This window comes from Pseudomonas sp. F220 (assembly GCF_057813935.1).
Window position 1 is genome coordinate 22831 of sequence record NZ_JBVASJ010000002.1, and the last position, 19438, is coordinate 42268.

General features: G+C 58.3%; 17 protein-coding genes. 8 read left to right on the forward strand and 9 right to left on the reverse strand.

Translation table 11 applies throughout. The features are described from left to right. Window positions 1-172: 172 nt before the first annotated feature. On the forward strand, window positions 173-1633 hold the full coding sequence (gene mltF, locus ACZYSM_RS01930) for a membrane-bound lytic murein transglycosylase MltF (protein ID WP_489068338.1): 1461 nt from the start codon (window positions 173-175) through the stop codon (window positions 1631-1633). 112 nt (window positions 1634-1745) lie between these two features. Here the strand turns inward: mltF and pdxJ are convergent, their stop codons facing one another. From pdxJ to lptF, 8 genes are all read right to left on the reverse strand, one after another. Then, a complete protein-coding gene (gene pdxJ, locus ACZYSM_RS01935) occupies window positions 1746-2492 on the reverse strand; it encodes a pyridoxine 5'-phosphate synthase (protein ID WP_489068340.1) in 747 nt (248 codons plus the stop codon). Between the two features lie 49 nt (window positions 2493-2541). Continuing rightward, complete coding sequence (recO, locus tag ACZYSM_RS01940; protein WP_489068342.1) at window positions 2542-3225, reverse strand: DNA repair protein RecO; 684 nt, start codon at window positions 3223-3225, stop codon at window positions 2542-2544. Window positions 3226-3394: 169 nt separating this feature from the next. Beyond that, window positions 3395-4297, reverse strand: a complete 903-nt coding sequence (gene era / locus ACZYSM_RS01945) for a GTPase Era (protein WP_489068344.1) — start codon at window positions 4295-4297, stop codon at window positions 3395-3397. After that, entirely contained in the window at window positions 4290-4979 is a 690-nt protein-coding gene (gene rnc / locus ACZYSM_RS01950; protein WP_489068346.1) for a ribonuclease III, read from the reverse strand. Before rnc ends, era begins: the two co-directional genes overlap by 8 nt. Before the next feature lie 229 nt (window positions 4980-5208). Then, window positions 5209-6063 (reverse strand): signal peptidase I, encoded by an 855-nt coding sequence (gene lepB / locus ACZYSM_RS01955; protein ID WP_489068348.1) that lies wholly within the window; start codon window positions 6061-6063, stop codon window positions 5209-5211. Window positions 6064-6068: 5 nt separating this feature from the next. Further along, window positions 6069-7868 (reverse strand): translation elongation factor 4, encoded by a 1800-nt coding sequence (gene lepA / locus ACZYSM_RS01960; protein WP_489068350.1) that lies wholly within the window; start codon window positions 7866-7868, stop codon window positions 6069-6071. Window positions 7869-8116: 248 nt separating this feature from the next. Beyond that, a complete protein-coding gene (gene lptG / locus ACZYSM_RS01965; protein ID WP_489068352.1) occupies window positions 8117-9178 on the reverse strand; it encodes an LPS export ABC transporter permease LptG in 1062 nt (353 codons plus the stop codon). Then, window positions 9171-10289, reverse strand: coding sequence for an LPS export ABC transporter permease LptF (gene lptF / locus ACZYSM_RS01970; RefSeq protein WP_489068354.1), 1119 nt, complete (start codon window positions 10287-10289; stop codon window positions 9171-9173). The genes lptG and lptF overlap by 8 nt, the downstream gene beginning before the upstream one ends. Before the next feature lie 323 nt (window positions 10290-10612). Here lptF and ACZYSM_RS01975 point away from each other — a divergent pair, with 323 nt between their 5' ends. From ACZYSM_RS01975 to rlmF, 5 genes are all read left to right on the forward strand, one after another. After that, window positions 10613-12103, forward strand: coding sequence for a leucyl aminopeptidase (locus ACZYSM_RS01975; RefSeq protein WP_489068356.1), 1491 nt, complete (start codon window positions 10613-10615; stop codon window positions 12101-12103). A gap of 60 nt (window positions 12104-12163) precedes the next feature. Continuing rightward, window positions 12164-12592: a DNA polymerase III subunit chi gene (locus ACZYSM_RS01980; RefSeq protein WP_489068358.1), complete on the forward strand. Its 429-nt coding sequence runs from the start codon at window positions 12164-12166 to the stop codon at window positions 12590-12592. A gap of 7 nt (window positions 12593-12599) precedes the next feature. Continuing rightward, complete coding sequence (locus ACZYSM_RS01985) at window positions 12600-13025, forward strand: DNA polymerase III subunit chi (RefSeq protein ID WP_489068360.1); 426 nt, start codon at window positions 12600-12602, stop codon at window positions 13023-13025. A gap of 151 nt (window positions 13026-13176) precedes the next feature. Further along, window positions 13177-16023: a valine--tRNA ligase gene (locus ACZYSM_RS01990; RefSeq protein WP_489068362.1), complete on the forward strand. Its 2847-nt coding sequence runs from the start codon at window positions 13177-13179 to the stop codon at window positions 16021-16023. Window positions 16024-16258: 235 nt separating this feature from the next. Further along, window positions 16259-17281 (forward strand): 23S rRNA (adenine(1618)-N(6))-methyltransferase RlmF, encoded by a 1023-nt coding sequence (gene rlmF, locus ACZYSM_RS01995; RefSeq protein ID WP_489068364.1) that lies wholly within the window; start codon window positions 16259-16261, stop codon window positions 17279-17281. 102 nt (window positions 17282-17383) lie between these two features. Here rlmF and ACZYSM_RS02000 read toward each other — a convergent pair whose 3' ends face one another. Further along, complete coding sequence (locus tag ACZYSM_RS02000) at window positions 17384-17665, reverse strand: HU family DNA-binding protein (protein WP_003440137.1); 282 nt, start codon at window positions 17663-17665, stop codon at window positions 17384-17386. Between the two features lie 396 nt (window positions 17666-18061). On the opposite strand from ACZYSM_RS02000, the gene yejK reads away from it, so the two are divergent. Next, window positions 18062-19066, forward strand: a complete 1005-nt coding sequence (yejK, locus tag ACZYSM_RS02005) for a nucleoid-associated protein YejK (RefSeq protein ID WP_489068368.1) — start codon at window positions 18062-18064, stop codon at window positions 19064-19066. Further along, the gene (locus ACZYSM_RS02010; RefSeq protein ID WP_489068370.1) at window positions 19066-19416 is read left to right on the forward strand and encodes a glutaredoxin family protein; all 351 of its coding nucleotides are present in this window, start codon (window positions 19066-19068) and stop codon (window positions 19414-19416) included. The genes yejK and ACZYSM_RS02010 overlap by 1 nt, the downstream gene beginning before the upstream one ends. Window positions 19417-19438: the final 22 nt, after the last annotated feature.

Below are 19438 nucleotides of genomic sequence, written 5' to 3' on the forward strand. Positions count from 1 at the left end.
CCACAGCCTATTACCAATGGCACTTAAGGCTGTTGTGACGGGTTATTTTAGCCGTCACATTTATGCCACAGAGCCTGTTCTTGAGGCCTTCAGCCAGGTTTTTCAATCGCTAGCAGACATGCCCTTCGCTGTCGAGATATGGCGGTCGTGGTCCTTTGCGTATACTGCGCAGATGTTTTCCCAAACGGCTTTCCGTCCGCGCTGTGCCAAATGGCTCATCGCAACCGGACTCTTCCTGATGCTTAGTGCCTGTGTTGATAAACCCAGCACACTCGAGCGCGTAAAGGAGGATGGCGTACTGCGGGTGATCACCCGTAACAGCCCCGCCACTTACTTTCAGGATCGCAACGGCGAAACCGGCTTCGAATACGAGCTGGTGAAACGTTTCGCCGAAGATCTGGGCGTCGAGCTGAAGATCGAAACCGCTGACAACCTCGACGACCTTTTCGGTCAAGTAGGCAAACCCAATGGCCCGGTGCTGGCTGCTGCCGGTCTGGTCAGCAGCGAGAAGCGCAAGCAACAAGTCAGGTTTTCCCATACCTACCTGGAAGTCACTCCACAGATCATCTACCGCAACGGCCATGCACGCCCGACCAACGCTGCCGACCTGGTGGGCAAGCACATCATCGTGCTCAAGGGCAGCACCCACGCCGAGCAGCTGGCGGATCTGAAGTTGAAATATCCCGGTATTGAATACGAAGAGTCCGACGCCGTTGAAGTGGTTGACCTGCTGCGCATGGTCGATGAAGGCCAGATTGATCTGACGCTGGTCGACTCCAACGAAGTGGCAATGAACCAGGTCTACTTCCCCAATGTGCGGGTCGCCTTCGACCTGGGTGATGCCAGCAACCAGAGCTGGGCCGTGGCCGCCGGCGACGACAATAGCCTGCTGAACGAGATCAACTCATTCCTCGACAAGGTGCAGAAGAACGGCACCTTGCAACGCCTTAAAGACCGCTATTACGGGCATGTAGACGTACTCGGCTATGTCGGCGCCTACACCTTCGCCCAGCACTTGCAGCAACGCCTGCCCAAGTACGAGAAGCACTTTAAGGCGTCGGCCAAAGACGAAAAAGTCGACTGGCGGTTGCTCGCCGCTATTGGTTATCAAGAGTCGTTGTGGCAACCGGCAGTCACCTCCAAGACCGGCGTTCGCGGCTTGATGATGCTGACTCAGAACACTGCCCAGGCCATGGGCGTGTCCAACCGCCTCGACGCCAAACAAAGCATCAGTGGCGGGGCCAAGTACCTGGTGTATATGAAGGAGCAACTGGACGACAAAATCGAAGAGCCGGATCGCACCTGGTTTGCGCTTGCGGCCTACAACGTTGGCAGCGGCCATCTCGATGACGCGCGCAAACTGGCCGAGAAAGAAGGCCTGAATCCGAACAAGTGGCTCGACGTGAAGAAAATGCTCCCGCGTCTGGCGCAGAAACAGTGGTACAGCAAGACCCGTTATGGCTATGCCCGTGGCGGCGAGCCGGTGCACTTTGTCGCCAACATCCGTCGTTACTACGACATCCTGACCTGGGTCACACAGCCGCAGCTGGAAGGCAACCAGGTGGCCGAGGGCAACCTGCATGTACCCGGCGTGGACAAGACCAAGCCGACCGAAGAAACATCACCGTTTTAAATCGCTGCGCCTGCAAAAGATCGCAGGCTGCGCCAGCTCATTGATCGTGTCCACCGCAATATTGCTGGTGTACACAAATCCCGGAGCTGGCGCAGCCCGCGATCTTTTGACTTTAAGCTTTTGCAGCAGCCGCCAGAATCAACGCCTTCATCTCCGCCACCGCCGACTTGAAGCCGACGAACAGCGCATGTGCCACCAACGCGTGGCCAATGTTCAATTCATTGATGCCTTTGATCGCCGCGACCGCTTCGACGTTGTGATAGTGCAGACCGTGACCCGCGTTGACGATCAGGCCTTGCGCCAGGCCGCAGGCCACACCATCCGCCACCCGCTGCAACTCTTCTGCGACTTCGGTTGGCGTTTGCGCATCGGCGTAACGGCCAGTGTGCAATTCAATCGCCGGTGCACCGACGCGCCGGGACGCCTCGATCTGCCGCTCATCGGCGTCGATAAACAGCGAGACCTCACAGCCGATTTTGGCCAGGCGCTCTACCGCGGCCTTGATCCGCGCTTCCTGCCCCGCCACATCAAGACCACCTTCAGTGGTCAGCTCTTGACGGGTTTCCGGGACCAGGCAGATATGCGCCGGGCGGATGCGCTCGGCAAACGCCATCATCTCTTCGGTGACGCCCATTTCGAAGTTCATGCGGGTTTGCAGCACATCCTTGAGCAGCAGTACGTCACGCTCCTGGATGTGTCGGCGGTCTTCACGCAAATGCACGGTAATCCCGTCAGCGCCCGCCTCTTCCGCGTCCAGCGCCGCCTTGACCGGATCAGGATAACGGGTGCCCCGGGCCTGGCGCAGAGTGGCAACGTGGTCGATGTTCACGCCAAGAAGAATGCGATTGCTGGTGGTCACGGAAGCGCTCCTGAGAAATTGAGAGTTCGGCGCACAGCATACGGGTTGATCAGGGCTTGCGAAACAACTCGCGACTGACCAATGGCCGACCACCAAGGTGCACGGCCAACGCCTGGCGCATCAGACGCTTGGCGGCGGAGAGTGCGCCGGGGGCCGTCCAGTCGGCTTCAGCCATGGCCAGCAGCTCGGTGCCGTTGAACAAGCCCGGCTGCAGCAGGTAGACCCGCTCCAGCCCGGCGTCGACCTGCAAGCGATACAGGCCGTCGGTAGCTATCGGGTCGCCATGAATGTCGGTGTCCAGCGCGAATCCGTAACCGAGATCATCCAGCAGCCGCCATTCGAACGCCCGCAGCAACGGCTCGAGCGGGCGGCCTTCGGCAAGGGCAAGCAAAGTCGCGGCGTAATGATCGAAAACGGCTGGGTGAGGATCTTCGGCAGGCAACAGGCGAATCAGTAATTCGTTCAGGTAGAGACCGCTGAACAGCGCCTCACCGTTGAGCCAATTTGAAACGCCGGCGCTTTCCATCCGCCCGACGTTTTTTAGCTCACCACGACCACGAAATTCAACTTCCAGTGACACGAACGGTCGAGCCAGGGTCCCTGCCTTGCCCCGCGCACTACGCAACACCGCCCGCAGCCGACCTTGAGGCGTGAGGAAGTCCACCAGCGCGCTGCTTTCGCGATAGGCACGGCTGTGGAGCACGTAGGCGGGTTGGCCGATGGGTTGGGACATGGGAATCGCAGATCTCATTGAAGGAGCGCAGCTCTACAAACAACCCAAAACCAATGTGGGAGCGAGCCTGCTCGCGAAAGCGGTGTGACAGTCAACATCAATGCTGAATGTTACATCCTCTTCGCGAGCAGGCTCGCTCCCACAATGGATCGATGTGCTGCCAGACGATTTACAGGTCGCCGTAACCCAGCGAACGCAGGGCGCGCTCGTCGTCGGACCAGCCGCCTTTGACCTTGACCCACAGGTTGAGCATGATTTTGGAGTCGAACAGCAGCTCCATATCCTTGCGTGCCTCGGTGCCGATACGTTTGATCCGCTCGCCCTTCTCACCAATGATGATTTTCTTCTGACCATCGCGTTCGACAAGGATCAAGGCATGGATATGCAAGGTCTTGCCCTGCTGCTTGAACTCTTCGATTTCCACGGTGATCTGGTACGGCAATTCAGCGCCCATCTGACGCATGATTTTCTCGCGCACCAGTTCTGCTGCGAGGAAACGGCTGCTGCGGTCAGTGATCTGGTCTTCCGGGAAGAAATGATCGTTTTCCGGCAAGTGCTCGGCGATCACACGTTCCAGCGCTTCGAGGTTGTGACCGTGCTGCGCTGAGATCGGCATGATCTGCGCGTTTGGCAACTGCTCTTGCAACCAGCTCAGGTGCGGCATCAGTTCAGCTTTGTCTTCGATGCGGTCGGTCTTGTTCAACGCCACGATGACCGGGCCTTGGACATACTGAACGCGCTCGAGCACCATTTGGTCTTCGTCGGTCCAGCGAGTGCGGTCGACCACGAAGATCACTACGTCGACGTCTTTCAACGCCGCCGAAGCGGTCTTGTTCATGTAACGGTTAAGCGCTTTTTCGCCACCTTTGTGCATGCCAGGGGTGTCGACGTAGACAGCCTGAACGGTGCCTTCAGTCTTGATCCCGAGCATGTTGTGGCGGGTGGTCTGCGGCTTGCGCGACGTGATCGCCAGCTTTTGCCCGAGAATATGGTTCAGCAGCGTGGATTTGCCCACGTTGGGGCGGCCGACGATGGCGACATAGCCACAGCGAGTTGCAGTTGAATCAGTCATGGCCATTCTCCACGCCCAGGGCTATCAGTGCTGCGGCGGCCGCTACCTGTTCGGCAATACGACGACTCACACCCTGACCTCGGCTTTTTTCATTCAATAAGGTGATTTCGCATTCGACGAAGAACGTCCGGCAATGCGGCTCACCCTGGATATCCACCACTTCGTAACGCGGCAGGTCACAGGCACGCGACTGCAGGAACTCTTGCAGCCGGGTCTTTGGATCTTTGTTGGTGTCGACCAGCGTCAGGCCTTCAAACTCGGACGTCAGCCAGGCCAGCACGCGTTCGCGCGCCATGTCCATGCCAGCATCCAGGTAGATGGCGCCGATCAGCGCTTCCAGCGCATCAGCAAGGATCGACTCGCGACGAAAGCCACCGCTCTTCAACTCGCCAGAGCCCAGTCGCAGGTACTCGCCCAGATCGAAACCACGCGCCAGTACGGCCAGGGTTTCGCCTTTCACCAGCCGTGCGCGCAAACGCGACAACTGACCTTCGCGAGCGAGCGGAAAGCGATCGAACAGCGCTTCTCCGGCGACGAAGTTGAGAATGGCGTCACCGAGAAACTCCAGGCGTTCATTGTTGCGCCCGGCAAAACTGCGGTGAGTCAGGGCCAGGACCATCAGGTCCTGATCTTTGAAGGTGTAGCCGAGCTGACGCTCGAGACGGCTTAAAGAGACGCTCACGGTTTACCCACACTGAATTCGTGGTCGACTATCACCACCATAGGGGCGAGGCACCGATGGCCCTCGACAATTAACGCTGTGTTCAAATCCACATCCTGAATATCGTTGACTGCATGCTTCTGGCGACATGACTGTAAAGATCACTGGCGGCGGTGAAACCCGCTGCCGTAAAGCATTCTACAAGACCCAGAAAAGCATTCGGCGCTGTGTTCAACAGCGCCGCGTGTGATTACTTGATCAGGCCAACCCGCGAGAAATTCGGCAGGTGACTGAGTTTTGGTTCGGGCCAGCTCATCCAGACTGCGAAGGCCTTGCCGACAATATTCTTGTCGGGAACCATGCCTAGCAGGTCCTTGGGAATACTTGGGTCATCCCAGTAGCGACTGTCATTGGAGTTGTCGCGGTTGTCGCCCATCATGAAGTAATGCCCAGCGGGTACGCTCCACTGATGGTCCGGGGTCGCACGAAAGCGGCTCATTTCCTTGCGGATCAGGTGTTCGGCAGCGCCGAGTTTTTCCTGATAGAGCTCTGCACTGCCCAACGTACCTGGCTCGGAGCCCACCAACTGCTCGGCGACCGATTGACCGTTGACGAACAGTCGTTTGTCGGCGGTGTAGCGAATCACGTCACCCGGCAGGCCGACCACGCGTTTGATGTAGTTGACGTTCGGATCGCTTGGGTAGCGGAACACCATCACATCGCCGCGCTGCGGATCACCGACTTCGATGATTTTCTTGTCGATCACCGGCAAGCGGATCCCGTAAGAAAACTTGCTCACCAGAATAAAGTCGCCGACATCCAGGGTTGGTTTCATCGAGCCCGAAGGAATCTGGAACGGCTCCACCAGGAACGAACGCAGCACCAACACGATGAACAACACAGGAAAGAACGACTTGCCGTATTCAACCAGCAACGGTTCTTTGTTCAGTTTCTCGACCACGACCACATCAGGCTGGCTGACGCTGCCCTGATAGGTGGCAATAGCTGTACGCCGGCGCGGCGCCAGAAAGACCAGATCGAGCAACGCCAACAGACCGCAAACGGCGACAGCGATGACCAGCAACAGCGGGAAATTTAGTGACATAGGACCTAACTATCCAACCTGAGCACAGCAAGGAAGGCTTCTTGTGGAATTTCCACATTACCCACTTGCTTCATGCGTTTTTTACCGGCCTTCTGCTTTTCCAACAGCTTGCGCTTACGGCTAACGTCACCACCGTAGCATTTGGCCAGCACGTTCTTTCTGAGTGCCTTGACGGATGCCCGCGCAATAATCTGCCCGCCAATGGCGGCCTGAATTGCCACATCAAACATCTGCCGCGGAATCAGTTCTTTCATTTTCTCGGTCAACGCACGCCCTTTGTAGTGCGCGTTGTCACGGTGCACGATCAACGCCAGGGCATCGACCTTTTCACCGTTGATCAGCACATCCAGTTTGACCAGATTAGCTGATTGATAACGATCGAAATGGTAATCCAGCGAAGCATAGCCGCGACTGGTGGATTTCAGACGATCAAAGAAGTCCAGAACCACTTCGTTCATCGGCAAATCGTAGGTCACCTGGACCTGACTACCCAGGAACAGCATGTCGTGCTGCACGCCACGCTTTTCGATACACAGGGTAATGACGTTGCCCAGGTGCTCTTGCGGCACAAGAATATTCGCGCGCACGATCGGCTCGCGCATGTCTTCGATGGCCGACAGGTCTGGCAGCTTGGACGGGTTATCGACGTAAATCGTTTCACCGTTCTTGAGCAACAGTTCGAAAATTACCGTCGGCGCTGTGGTGATCAGGTCCAGGTCGTACTCGCGCTCCAGGCGCTCCTGGATGATTTCCATGTGCAGCATGCCGAGGAACCCGCAACGGAAGCCGAAGCCCAGCGCGTCGGAGCTTTCCGGCGTGTACTGCAAGGAGGAGTCGTTCAGCGTCAGCTTTTGCAGGGCTTCGCGGAAGTCTTCGAAGTCGTCGGAACTGACCGGGAACAAACCGGCGTAAACCTGCGGCTGAATACGCTTGAAGCCTGGCAGCACGTCGACGTCCGGGGTCGAGCTCAAGGTCAGGGTATCGCCCACCGGCGCGCCGTGAATGTCCTTGATGCCGGCAATGATGAAACCTACTTCACCGGCTTTCAGGTCAACGGTAGCGGTGTGTTTCGGATTGAATACACCGACGCTGTCCACCAGATGGATCTTGCCGGTGGATTTGACCAGAATCTTGTCGCCCTTTTTCACGCGGCCGTGGCGCACGCGAACCAGGGAAACAACGCCCAGGTAGTTGTCGAACCAGGAGTCGATGATCAACGCTTGCAGCGGATCTTCGATATTGCCGGTCGGGGCAGGAATGGTCTTCACCAGACGTTCGAGCACCTCATCGACGCCCTGGCCAGTCTTGGCGCTGCAGGTCACGGCATCAGTGGCGTCGATGCCAATGATCTTCTCGATTTCGTCCTTCACGCGGTCTGGATCGGCCTGCGGCAGGTCGATCTTGTTCAGCACCGGCATGACTTCAAGGCCCTGCTCGATCGCGGTGTAGCAGTTGGCGACCGACTGGGCTTCTACGCCCTGACCGGCATCGACCACCAGCAACGCACCTTCACAAGCCGCCAGCGACCGGCTGACTTCATAGGTGAAGTCGACGTGGCCCGGGGTGTCAATGAAGTTCAGCTGGTACTTGATACCGTCTTTGGCTGTGTAATACAGGGTGACGCTATGGGCCTTGATGGTGATCCCGCGTTCACGCTCCAGGTCCATGGAATCCAGAACCTGGGCTTCCATTTCGCGCTCGGCCAGGCCGCCGCACATCTGGATGAAGCGATCGGCCAGAGTCGACTTGCCATGGTCAATGTGGGCGATGATGGAGAAATTGCGGATATGACTCAAATCACTCACGGATCAACACTCAAAAAGGCTGCAGGCATAGCCCGCCGAAAAATAGCCGGGAATTGTACCTGATACACGGCGCAAGCGTCACGTTTGCCTGTGTAGCAGCTGGCGAAGCCTGCGTCCGGCTGCGTAGCAGTCGTAAATCCGGCCCCATTGGCAGGGCTGTAGCCCGGGGATTTCAGGCTTTACAAAAAAACGCCCCGGTCTTTCGACAGGGGCGTTTTTATCCAGCCAGTGCAGGGCAAAACCCGCTATCAACCGGCTCGTCGCAACAACCAGACCCCAGCCAGCGCACAGACGCCGGCCGGCACCAACACCGCAAACAACGGCGAGAAACCGAACACCAGGCTCGATGGCCCCAGCAAATCCTGGGCGATACGGAAGGTAAAGCCCACCAACACACCCGTGAATACCCGCTGACCGAGAGTCACCGAGCGCAATGGGCCGAATATGAACGAAATAGCCATTAGCACCAGCGCGACGGTGACCAGGGGTTGCAGCACCTTGACCCAGAACGCCAGCCAGTAGCGACCGTTGTTCAAGCCCTGATCGGCCAGATAGTGGATGTAGCTCCACAACCCGCTGATCGACAGTGCTTCCGGCGCCATCACGACCGTATTGAGCAGCTGCGGGCTCAAGGCCACATCCCAACGCTCCACAGGAAGCGTCACGACTTCGGTGCTGCCGTCATGGAACAGCGTGGTGGTTACATCGTTTAACTGCCAATGATCCTTATCGAATTCCGCACGTTTGGCGAAGCTCGAACTGAGCATGTGACGCTGATCGTCGAAGCGATAACGAGTCACACCGTAGAGCAGGCCATTGGGTTGCACGGAGTTGACGTGAATGAACTCGTCGCCCTGACGGTGCCACAAGCCATGCTTGGCACTTTGTGCATCACCGCTGCCTTGAGCCAGGGAACGATTGGCCTGCGCGATGTTTTCCGTGGCCGGAGCTACATACTCGCCGACCAGCACACCCGCCAGCATCAGTACCAGCATCGGCTTCATCACTGCCCAGACGATACGTCCGATGGATACGCCAGCGGCGCGCATGATGGTCAGCTCGCTGGCGCTGGCCAGACTGCCCAGCCCAATGAGACAGCCGATCAAGGCCGCCATTGGTAACATGTCGTAGACACGCCGCGGCGCGGTCAACAACACGAAGTTCAAGACGTCGACCAAGGTGTAGGTATCGGTGACGTCGGTCATTTCGTCAATGAAGGCAAACAATGACGCCAGGCCGAGAATAATCCCCAACACCGCCACAATGGCTACAAACACGCTTCTACCAATGTAGCGATCCAGCTTATCCACGAGCCACCTCCAGCACAGTGCGGCGACTCGCCATTTTCAAGCGCAACGGTTCCCAGTACAGCAACCCCAGGCCAATGACCAGGAAGAGTGCGTGAACCCACCACAAGCCCAGCGCTACCGGAATCTTGCCTTTTTCCAAAGCACCACGGGCGGCGATCAGGATGGTCAGATATGCCATATAAAGAAGAACCGCTGGAAGTAGCTTGAGGAAACGACCTTGTCGCGGATTGACTCGCGACAACGGCACCGCCATCAGGGTCACGATAAACACCAGCAACGGCAGGGAGATACGCCATTCCAGCTCGGCACGCGCACGAAGCTCCGGATTACCCCACAGATCGCGGGTCGGCATTGCATCGCGATCGGTTACTTCGTCACTCACATCCGGCTTGGGCAGCAGCACTCCATAAGTGTCGTACTTGATGGCGCGGTAGTCGGCCTGCCCTGGATTACCGTCGTAGCGATAGCCGTTGTCGAGGATCAGGTAGCGGTTGCCGTCCGCTTTGATCTCCTGGCGCCCCTTCTCCGCAACCAGCACAGAAATGCCGCGATCCTTCTTGTCAGTGGAGATGCGCTTTTCCGAAATGAATACGCCGCCCAAATTGGCACGGTCATCGGACAATTGCTCGGTGTAGGTCACACGCGTCTCGTCACGCAGGGCCTGAAAGCGACCCGGCACCAGGGTGTCGAACTCGGTCATCGCATCCTGCTTATTGAGCAGCAACTGGAATTGGTTCGCCCCTTGCGGTGCCAGGCTAAGGCTCAGCCACGCAACCACCAGAGCAACCAATGCAGCCGGAACCATGGTCATGCCCAGCAAACGCTGCTGGCTCATGCCCGTGGCCGAGAGCACGGTCATTTCACTTTCAAGGTACAGACGGCCGTAAGCCAGCAGGATCCCGAGAAACAGGCCCAAAGGCAGAATCAGTTGCAGGAAGCCCGGCAGGCGAAAACCCATGATCAGGAACAGCGAACCCGGATCCAGGGCGCCGGAAGCTGCCTGAGCCAGGAATTTAATGAAGCGTCCGCTCATGATGATGACCAACAACACAGCGCTGACGGCGCTCAGGGTCAACAGGACTTCGCGGGATAGATAACGGAAGACGATCAAACCAGACACTCCAGGGTTGTCAGGCTAAGGCGGCCAAACAAGCAAACGTATCGAGCTGGCTCGTGGAGCTGAGCAGCCGAAAAAGATGGCGCATTATCCTGTGATTGAGCGTGCCTGTCACTGCGCACGCTCAAGCTGGCACGCAAAGCGGTGAAGATCGCTCATGGGAGGGTTGTCAGCCTCGGGCGGCGAGGTTCAAACTGGCTGCTTTGGCGCTGGCATGTACCGGCGCCTTTCTTTTTATAAAACAGGCTTCATATAGAGAAGCCAGGCGCACGCTTTTGAGCGATGTGCACTTTGACCATTTATTCAGGGACCCGGACATGGAACTGGTTGTAAAAAGCGTTAGCCCAGAAACGTTGAAGACCGCCACTCTGGTGGTCGCCGTCGGCGAAGACCGCAAGCTCGGCACTGTCGCCAAACAACTCGACGAACTCAGCGGCGGCGCCATCAGCGCAGTCCTCAAGCGTGGCGACCTGGCCGGCAAAGTGGGCCAGAGCCTGTTGCTACACAGCCTGGCGAACCTCAAAGCCGAACGCGTACTGCTGGTGGGCATCGGTAAAGACGCCGAATTGGGCGACCGTCCTTTCCGCAAAATCATCAGCGGCGTGCTGAACACCCTCAAAGGCTTGGGCGGCAGCGACGCAGTTCTGGCCCTGGACGAAGTGATCGTCAAAGGTCGTGACAGCTATGGCAAGACGCGTCTGCTGGCCGAAACCCTGGTGGATGGCGAATACCTCTTCGAGCAGTTCAAGAGCCAGAAAACCGAACCGCGCGCCCTGAAAAAAATCACCCTGCTGACCATCAAGGCTGCGCAAGCCGAAGTCGAACGCGCCGTGACCCACGCACAAGCGATCGCCACCGGCATGGCCTTTACCCGCGACCTGGGTAACCTGCCGCCGAACATCTGCCACCCGAGCTTCCTCGCCGAACAAGCGAAAAACCTCGGCAAGGCGCACAAAGGCCTGAAAGTCGAGATTCTCGACGAGAAGAAAATCAAAGAACTGGGCATGGGCGCGTTCTACGCCGTCGGCCAGGGCAGCGATCAACCGCCTCGTCTGATCGTCATGCACTACCAGGGCGGCAAGAAATCCGAGAAGCCTTACGTTCTGGTCGGTAAAGGCATCACCTTCGATACCGGTGGCATCAGCCTCAAGCCTGGCGCCGGCATGGACGAGATGAAGTACGACATGGGCGGCTCGGCCAGCGTCTTCGGCACCCTGCATGCTGTACTCGAACTCAAGCTGCCAATCAATCTGGTGTGCATCCTGGCCTGCGCCGAGAACATGCCGAGCGGCGGCGCGGCCCGTCCGGGCGACATCGTCACCACCATGAGCGGCCAGACCGTGGAAATCCTCAACACCGACGCCGAAGGCCGTCTGGTGCTGTGCGATGCCCTGACCTATGCCGAGCGTTTCAAGCCACAAGCGGTCATCGATATCGCCACCCTGACCGGTGCTTGCGTCGTCGCACTGGGCGCTCACACGTCCGGCCTGCTGGGCAACAACGACGAGCTGATCGGCCAACTGCTGAGCGCAGGCGTTCAGGCTGACGACCGCGCCTGGCAGCTGCCGCTGTTCGATGAGTACCAGGAACAGCTGGACAGCCCATTCGCCGACATCGCCAACATTGGTGGCCCGAAAGCCGGCACCATCACCGCTGCCTGCTTCCTGTCGCGCTTCACCAAGCAATACAACTGGGCGCACCTGGACATCGCCGGGACTGCCTGGACCAGCGGCGGCAAAGACAAGGGCGCCACTGGCCGTCCGGTCCCGTTGCTGACCCAATACCTGCTGGACCGCGCCAAAGCCTGAAACTGAAGACTCTGCGCTGTGTCATCCACAGATGACGCAGCGCAGGCGTCAGGACCTGCAATGACCAAAGTCGATTTTTATATTTTGCCCAGCGCCGATCCCTCCGCGCGCCTGGACTTCGCCTGCAAACTCACCGAAAAAGCCTGGCGCATGGGCCATCGGATCTACCTGCATTGCAGCGACGCGGCCCAGCGTGACGATCTCGACGCTCGTTTGTGGAGTTTCAAAGGCGAAAGCTTTGTGCCCCATGGTCCCGCCGAAAACGAACCGGACGGCTTGATTGTTCTGGGGCTTGGCGAAGACTGCGGACAACATCAGGACCTGCTGGTCAATCTGGACCTGAAAGTCCCGGCATTTGCCCGGCGCTTTGCCCGTGTGGCAGAAGTCGTGGTCGAAGACCCTACTATTCGTCAGGCCGCGCGGGAGAGTTTCCGTTTCTACCGCGAACAGGGCTATCCTCTGCAAGATCACCGCCTACAGCGACTCTGAGCACCCGATGGACACTCCAAACCCGCAGCAAAAGTCCGCGCACCTGCTGGATGACCTTGAGTCGATCCGCCAATTGCTCGGCGATGACGACCTGCAACCACCACTGCTGACCGAAACGGTTGCCAGCGATGTACAGATCCCCCTGCTATTTGACATGGTCGGTGGCAAAAAGCCTGCCGAAACCGTCGAGCACGTCACTGCGCAACCAACGCCAGCGCCGATAGCAGAGCCGGCGCCCGTCCCAGCTTTGGCAGCAGCACCGGTCGTCAACAAAGGTCCCGACGCCCTGTTGCACCTGGACAGCGAACTGCGCGCCGCCGCACAACTGATCATGCAAGACGTGATCGACGACTTCGCCCCGCACATCGAAACCGAAATCAAACGCCGTCTCGACGCACGGATGGAACGGTTGTTGAGCCAATATCAGTTCTGATTGACACAGATACCCTGTGGGAGCGCCTCCCGGCTCTTCCCACAGTTGATCTGTACAGACTCAGCTTCCCCGCGTTCAACTCGCCCTTCGCTCCACGCCCCGTTATACTTGTCGGCTTTCCTGAATAAATGCCAATAGGGTCCCGCCGCGCATGGATAAGACCTACCAGCCGCACGCCATTGAAACTTCCTGGTACAACACCTGGGAGTCCGAGAATTATTTCGCTCCGCAAGGCGCGGGCGATTCCTACACCATCATGATTCCGCCGCCGAACGTCACTGGCAGCCTGCACATGGGCCATGGCTTCAACAACGCAATCATGGACGCCCTGATCCGTTTCCGCCGCATGCAGGGTCGCAACACCCTGTGGCAGCCGGGCACCGACCACGCCGGTATCGCCACGCAAATGCTGGTGGAACGTCAGCTCGAAGCCCAAGGCCAGAGTCGCCATGACCTGGGCCGAGAAAAATTCCTCGAAAAGATCTGGGAATGGAAGGATCAGTCCGGTGGCAACATCAGCCGCCAGATCCGTCGCCTGGGCTCGTCCGTGGACTGGGGCCGCGAGCGCTTCACCATGGACGACGGTCTGTCGGAAGCTGTTAAAGAAGCTTTTGTGCGCTTGCACGAAGACGGCCTGATCTACCGCGGCAAGCGTCTGGTCAACTGGGATACCAAACTGCACACAGCGATCTCTGACCTCGAAGTGGAAAACCATGACGAGAAAGGCTTCCTGTGGAATCTGCGCTACCCGCTGGCCGACGGCGCCAAGACCGCTGAAGGTCTGGATTACCTGATCGTTGCCACTACGCGCCCGGAAACCATGCTCGGCGACGCCGCCGTCGCGGTGAACCCTGCAGATGAGCGCTATAAAGCCCTGATCGGCAAGTTTGTCGAGCTGCCGCTGGTTGGCCGTCTCATCCCGATCATCGCCGACGATTACTGCGACCCTGAATTCGGCACCGGCTGCGTGAAAATCACCCCGGCCCACGATTTTAACGACTATGAAGTCGGCAAGCGTCACAACCTGCCGCTGCTGAACATCTTCGACAAGAACGCCGATGTATTGCCGGCCGCTCAGGTGTTCAACCTTGACGGCACCCTCAACGAGCAGATCGACGGCACACTGCCCGCCGAATACGCCGGCCTCAACCGTTTCCAGGCACGTAAGGAAATCGTCGCTGCCTTCGAGGCTGCGGGCCTGCTGGTCAGCGTCGACGATCACGCCCTGAAAGTACCGAAAGGCGACCGTTCCGGGACCATCATCGAACCGTGGCTGACCGACCAATGGTACGTCTCCACCAAGCCGCTGGCGGAACCTGCGATTGCCGCCGTTGAAGACGGCCGGATTGCCTTCGTGCCCAAGCAGTACGAAAACATGTACTTCTCCTGGATGCGCGATATCCAGGATTGGTGCATCAGCCGTCAGCTGTGGTGGGGTCACCGGATTCCGGCCTGGTACGACGAATCGGGCAAAGTTTATGTAGGTCGCGACGAAGCTGAAGTGCGTGCCAAAAACAACCTTGGCCCGGACGTAGCGCTGCAACAGGACAACGACGTTCTCGACACCTGGTTCAGCTCGGGCCTGTGGACGTTCTCTACCCTGGGTTGGCCGCAGCAGACTGAGTTTCTGAAGAAGTTCCACTCCACCGACGTGCTGGTGACTGGCTTCGACATCATTTTCTTCTGGGTCGCCCGGATGATCATGCTCACCATGCACCTGGTGAAAAACGAAGACGGCACGCCACAGGTTCCGTTCAAGACGGTCTACGTGCACGGTCTGGTCCGCGATGGCCAGGGCCAGAAAATGTCCAAGTCCAAGGGCAACGTCCTGGACCCGCTGGACATCATCGACGGTATCGAACTCGAAGCACTGGTCGAAAAACGCACCACCGGTCTGATGCAGCCAAAACTGCTGAAGAAAATCGAAAAGCAGACCCGCGACGAGTTTGCCGACGGTATCGCCAGCTACGGCACCGATGCCCTGCGTTTCACTTTCTGCTCGCTGGCCTCCACCGGCCGCGACATCAAGTTCGACATGGGCCGCGTCGAAGGCTATCGCAACTTCTGCAACAAGATCTGGAACGCCGCGCGCTACGTGCTCGATAAAGGCGAAGACTGCGGTCAGAACGGCGAAGAAGTCGAACTGTCCCTGGCCGATCGCTGGATTATTTCGCAGCTGCAACGCACCGAAACCGAAGTGACCCGCCAACTCGATCAGTTCCGATTCGACCTGGCTGCGCAGGCGCTGTATGAGTTCATCTGGAACCAGTATTGCGACTGGTACCTGGAACTCTCCAAGCCTGTGCTGTGGGACGAGAACGCGCCGATCGAACGTCAGCGCGGCACCCGTCGCACACTGGTTCGCGTATTGGAAGTCGCCCTTCGTCTGGCGCACCCGTTCATGCCGTTCATCACCGAAGAAATCTGGCAGCGCCTGGCGCCGCTAGCCGGTATCGAAGGCAAAACCATCATGCTGCAACCGTGGCCAGTGGCGAACGAGGCGCGCATTGATCAGGCGGCCGAAGACGATATCGAATGGCTCAAGGGCCTGATGCTCGCCACGCGTAACATCCGCGGCGAGATGAATATCGGTCCCGGCAAGCCATTGCAGCTGTTCCTGAGAAACGTCAGCAGCGAAGATCAGCGTCGCCTGAACGAAAATGATGCACTGCTCAAGAAGCTGGCCAAGCTTGAATCGATCACGATTCTCACCCCAGGCGCCGAAGCACCACTGTCCGCCACTGCTCTGGTCGGCGAGATGGAAGTGCTGGTGCCAATGGCCGGTCTGATCGACAAGGCAGCCGAGCTTGCGCGCCTGGACAAGGAAATCCAGCGCCTGCAAGGCGAAGTGCAGCGGGTCGGCGGCAAGCTGTCCAACGCCGCGTTCGTTGACAAGGCTCCGGCCGAAGTCATCGACAAAGAACGCGCCAAACTGGCCGAAGCCGAACAGGCTCTGGGCAAGCTGGCTGAGCAGCACGCGCGGATTGCCAGTTTGTAACGGCAAATCGCAATGAAACAGGGAGGTCCGCAAGGCCTCCCTTTTTTTGTCCAAAAATCACCAAAACCCCGTAGGAGCGAGGCTTGCCCGCGATGAACGATGACGCGTTGTTTCAGATGCGCCGCGTTGTCTTCATCGCGGGCAAGCCTCGCTCCTACAGGAGTCAGCCGCGAAGTGGCTGTAGATGTGGGACAATGCTCGCCACTTTGAGCCATCTCCCGAATCGACCTTGCCCATGACCACCCCCAGAACACCCAGAACCCCGCACAAAAAGCCTCAGCCAGCGACAGCGGCCAAGGCCGTAGAGCCGCGCGAGAAGGCCACCCTTCACCCGCGCAATCGCCACCAGGGTCGTTACGACTTCCCGGCGCTGATCAAAAACACGCCTGAATTGGCGCAGTTCGTGATCATCAACCCGTACGGCAAGGAAAGCATCGATTTCGCCAGCCCTGATGCGGTGCGTGTGTTCAACCGGGCGCTGCTCAAGTCGTTCTACGGCATCGCCCATTGGGATATCCCGGCCGACTATCTGTGCCCACCGGTGCCGGGGCGTGCGGACTACGTGCACTTTCTGGCCGACCTGCTGGCCAGCGTCAACGACGGCGAGATCCCTCGCGGCGCGCCGGTCAAGGTGCTCGATATCGGCATGGGCGCCAACTGCGTCTACCCGTTGATCGGCTACAGCGACTACCGCTGGCACTTCCTCGGCTCGGAAGTCGACCCGACGGCCGTGGCTGCCGCCAAAGCCATCGTGCAGTCCAACGGGCTGAACAAAGCCATCCAGTTGCGCCAGCAAAGCAATCCCAAGCACATTCTGCTGGGCCTGCTCGAACCCGGCGAACGCTTTGACCTCACCATGTGCAATCCGCCGTTCCACGCCTCGATGGACGAGGCAACCAAGGGCAGCGAGCGTAAATGGCGCGCGCTGGGTCGCGCCGACCCGAAACGCAAACTGCCGGTGCTGAACTTTGGCGGTCAATCGGCAGAACTGTGGTGTGAAGGTGGCGAAGCACGGTTTGTGACGCAACTGATCGCCGAGAGCGCGCACTTTCAGCACAAAGTGCTCTGGTTCAGCACCCTGGTTTCGAAAGCCTCAAACCTGCCTGCGATCCAGACGGCGCTGAAAAAAGCCGGCGTACTGGAAAGCCAGGTCGTGGAGATGTCCCAGGGGCAGAAGAAAAGCCGCTTCGTCGCCTGGACCTTCCAGACTAAATCCGAGCAGCAGGTCTGGCGCGAACGCTGGGTTCGCAAGGGCTGAGTCGCGGCTGAAACAGCGATTGCCGCTGGGTCAATCGCTTGAATCGCAGGCACAAAAAAACCGTGCCCGGAATGTTCCGGAGCACGGTTTTTTTACTGCGTCTTACTTGTTAACAGCGTCAGTCAGGCCTTTAGCCACGACCAGCTTGATAACTTTCTTGGCAGCGATTTCGATGGCAGCGCCAGTCGATGGGTTACGGCCAGTACGGGCAGGACGCTCGGTCACTTTCAGTTTGCCGATACCTGGCAGAGTGATTTCGCCGCCATTTTCCAATTGATCAGCAACGATTTGGGCCAGTTGGTCCAGAGCGTTACGCGCGGTGGTTTTCGGCGCGTCGATAGCTTCAGCGATATCAGCGATCAGTTGGTCTTTAGTAATAGCCATTGTGGTGTTCCTTCCCTATCAAATTCATTTGGATTGCAGAGTGCAGTGTCAGCCATCGAGCCAGATCTTCAGGACTTGGCACCCCCGGCTACAACCACGACAGATCGGGGTTATAGATACCGAAAACAGGGTTTGGTTCGACCTGACAAATGCTGAATGCACGCTTAACGCCATTACTGCGCGTAAGACGGGGCAAAACTAGCACAGCGACGGGGAAATATCCGCCTCTACCTACCCATTTGGTCAGCTTTATCGCTCTAAAACCGTAAAAAAATGCATAACGCCGGTCAGACGGCCTCGAAACGGCCGTCGGACACCGCCAAAACCAACAGGTGCGGTACACTGGGCACTTTTTTGGGGAGCTCGCCCTCCCCCATCCAACCAGCCGAGAAGCCCATGCCGATCCGTCATTGCATCGTCCACCTGATCGACAAAAAACCCGACGGCACACCTGCAGTTCTCCACGCTCGCGACTCCGAACTGGCTGAGTCTGCGGCCATCGAGAACATGCTCGCCGACCTCAACGAGAGCTACAACGCCAAACAAGGCAAAGCCTGGGGCTTTTTCCATGCTGAGTCCGGGGCGCATCCTTTCAGCGGCTGGCTGAAGGAATACCTCGACGGTGGCAAGGATTTCACTGCCTTCAGCCGAGTCGCGGTCGAGCACCTGCAAAAGCTGATGGAAGAATCCAACCTCTCGGTCGGCGGACACGTGCTGTTCGCTCATTACCAACAAGGTATGACCGACTACCTGGCCATCGCCCTGCTGCACCACAGTGAAGGCGTGGCGGTGAACGCCGAGCTGGACGTGACCCCCTCGCGCCACCTTGATCTGGGCCAGTTGCACCTCGCGGCGCGAATCAACGTCTCAGAGTGGCAGAACAACAAGCAGTCCAAACAGTACATCTCCTTTATCAAAGGCAAGAACGGCAAGAAGGTCTCGGAGTACTTCCGCGACTTTATCGGCTGCCAGGAAGGCATCGACGGCCCCGGCGAGACCCGTACGCTGCTCAAGGCTTTCAGCGACTTCGTCGAAAGCGAAGACCTGCCGGAAGAGTCCGCCCGAGAGAAGACCAAAACCTTGGTGGACTACGCCAGCAGCCAGGCAAAAATGGGCGAGCCGATGGGCCTGGAGGAATTGTCCGAGCTGATCGACGAAGAGCGCCCAAAAGCGTTCTACGACCACATTCGCAATAAGGACTATGGCCTGTCACCGGAAATCCCGGCAGATAAACGCACCCTCAATCAATTCCGCCGCTTCACCGGGCGCGCCGAGGGTTTGTCCATCAGCTTCGAAGCACACCTGCTGGGCTCGAAGATTGAATACGACGAAGAAGCCGGCACGCTGATCATCAAGGGCTTGCCGACCCAGCTGACTGACCAGCTCAAGCGTCGCAACTGATGCTGAACGGGATTCTGAAGAAGTTCCTGCTGATCCTGCTGGTGGTCGTGGTCTACCAGAATTGGGGCAAGATCGAGCGGGTGTTCAACCCGCAAGCGGTGGTGTCCGAGCAGACCCAGGCCAACGCCAAGGTCGTGCTCTACGCCACCGACTGGTGCGGCTACTGCAAACTGACCCGGCGTTTTCTCGACCAGAAAGGCATTCCGTTCAAGGAGTTCGACATCGAGAAAAATACCGAAGCACGCAAAGCCTACGAGGCACTCGGTGGACGAGGGATTCCGTTGCTGGACGTGAACGGCACCTTGATTCGCGGGTATGACCCGGATGAGATTCTTGCCGCTTTGAAATAACGGTGGGAGCGAGCAGGCTCGC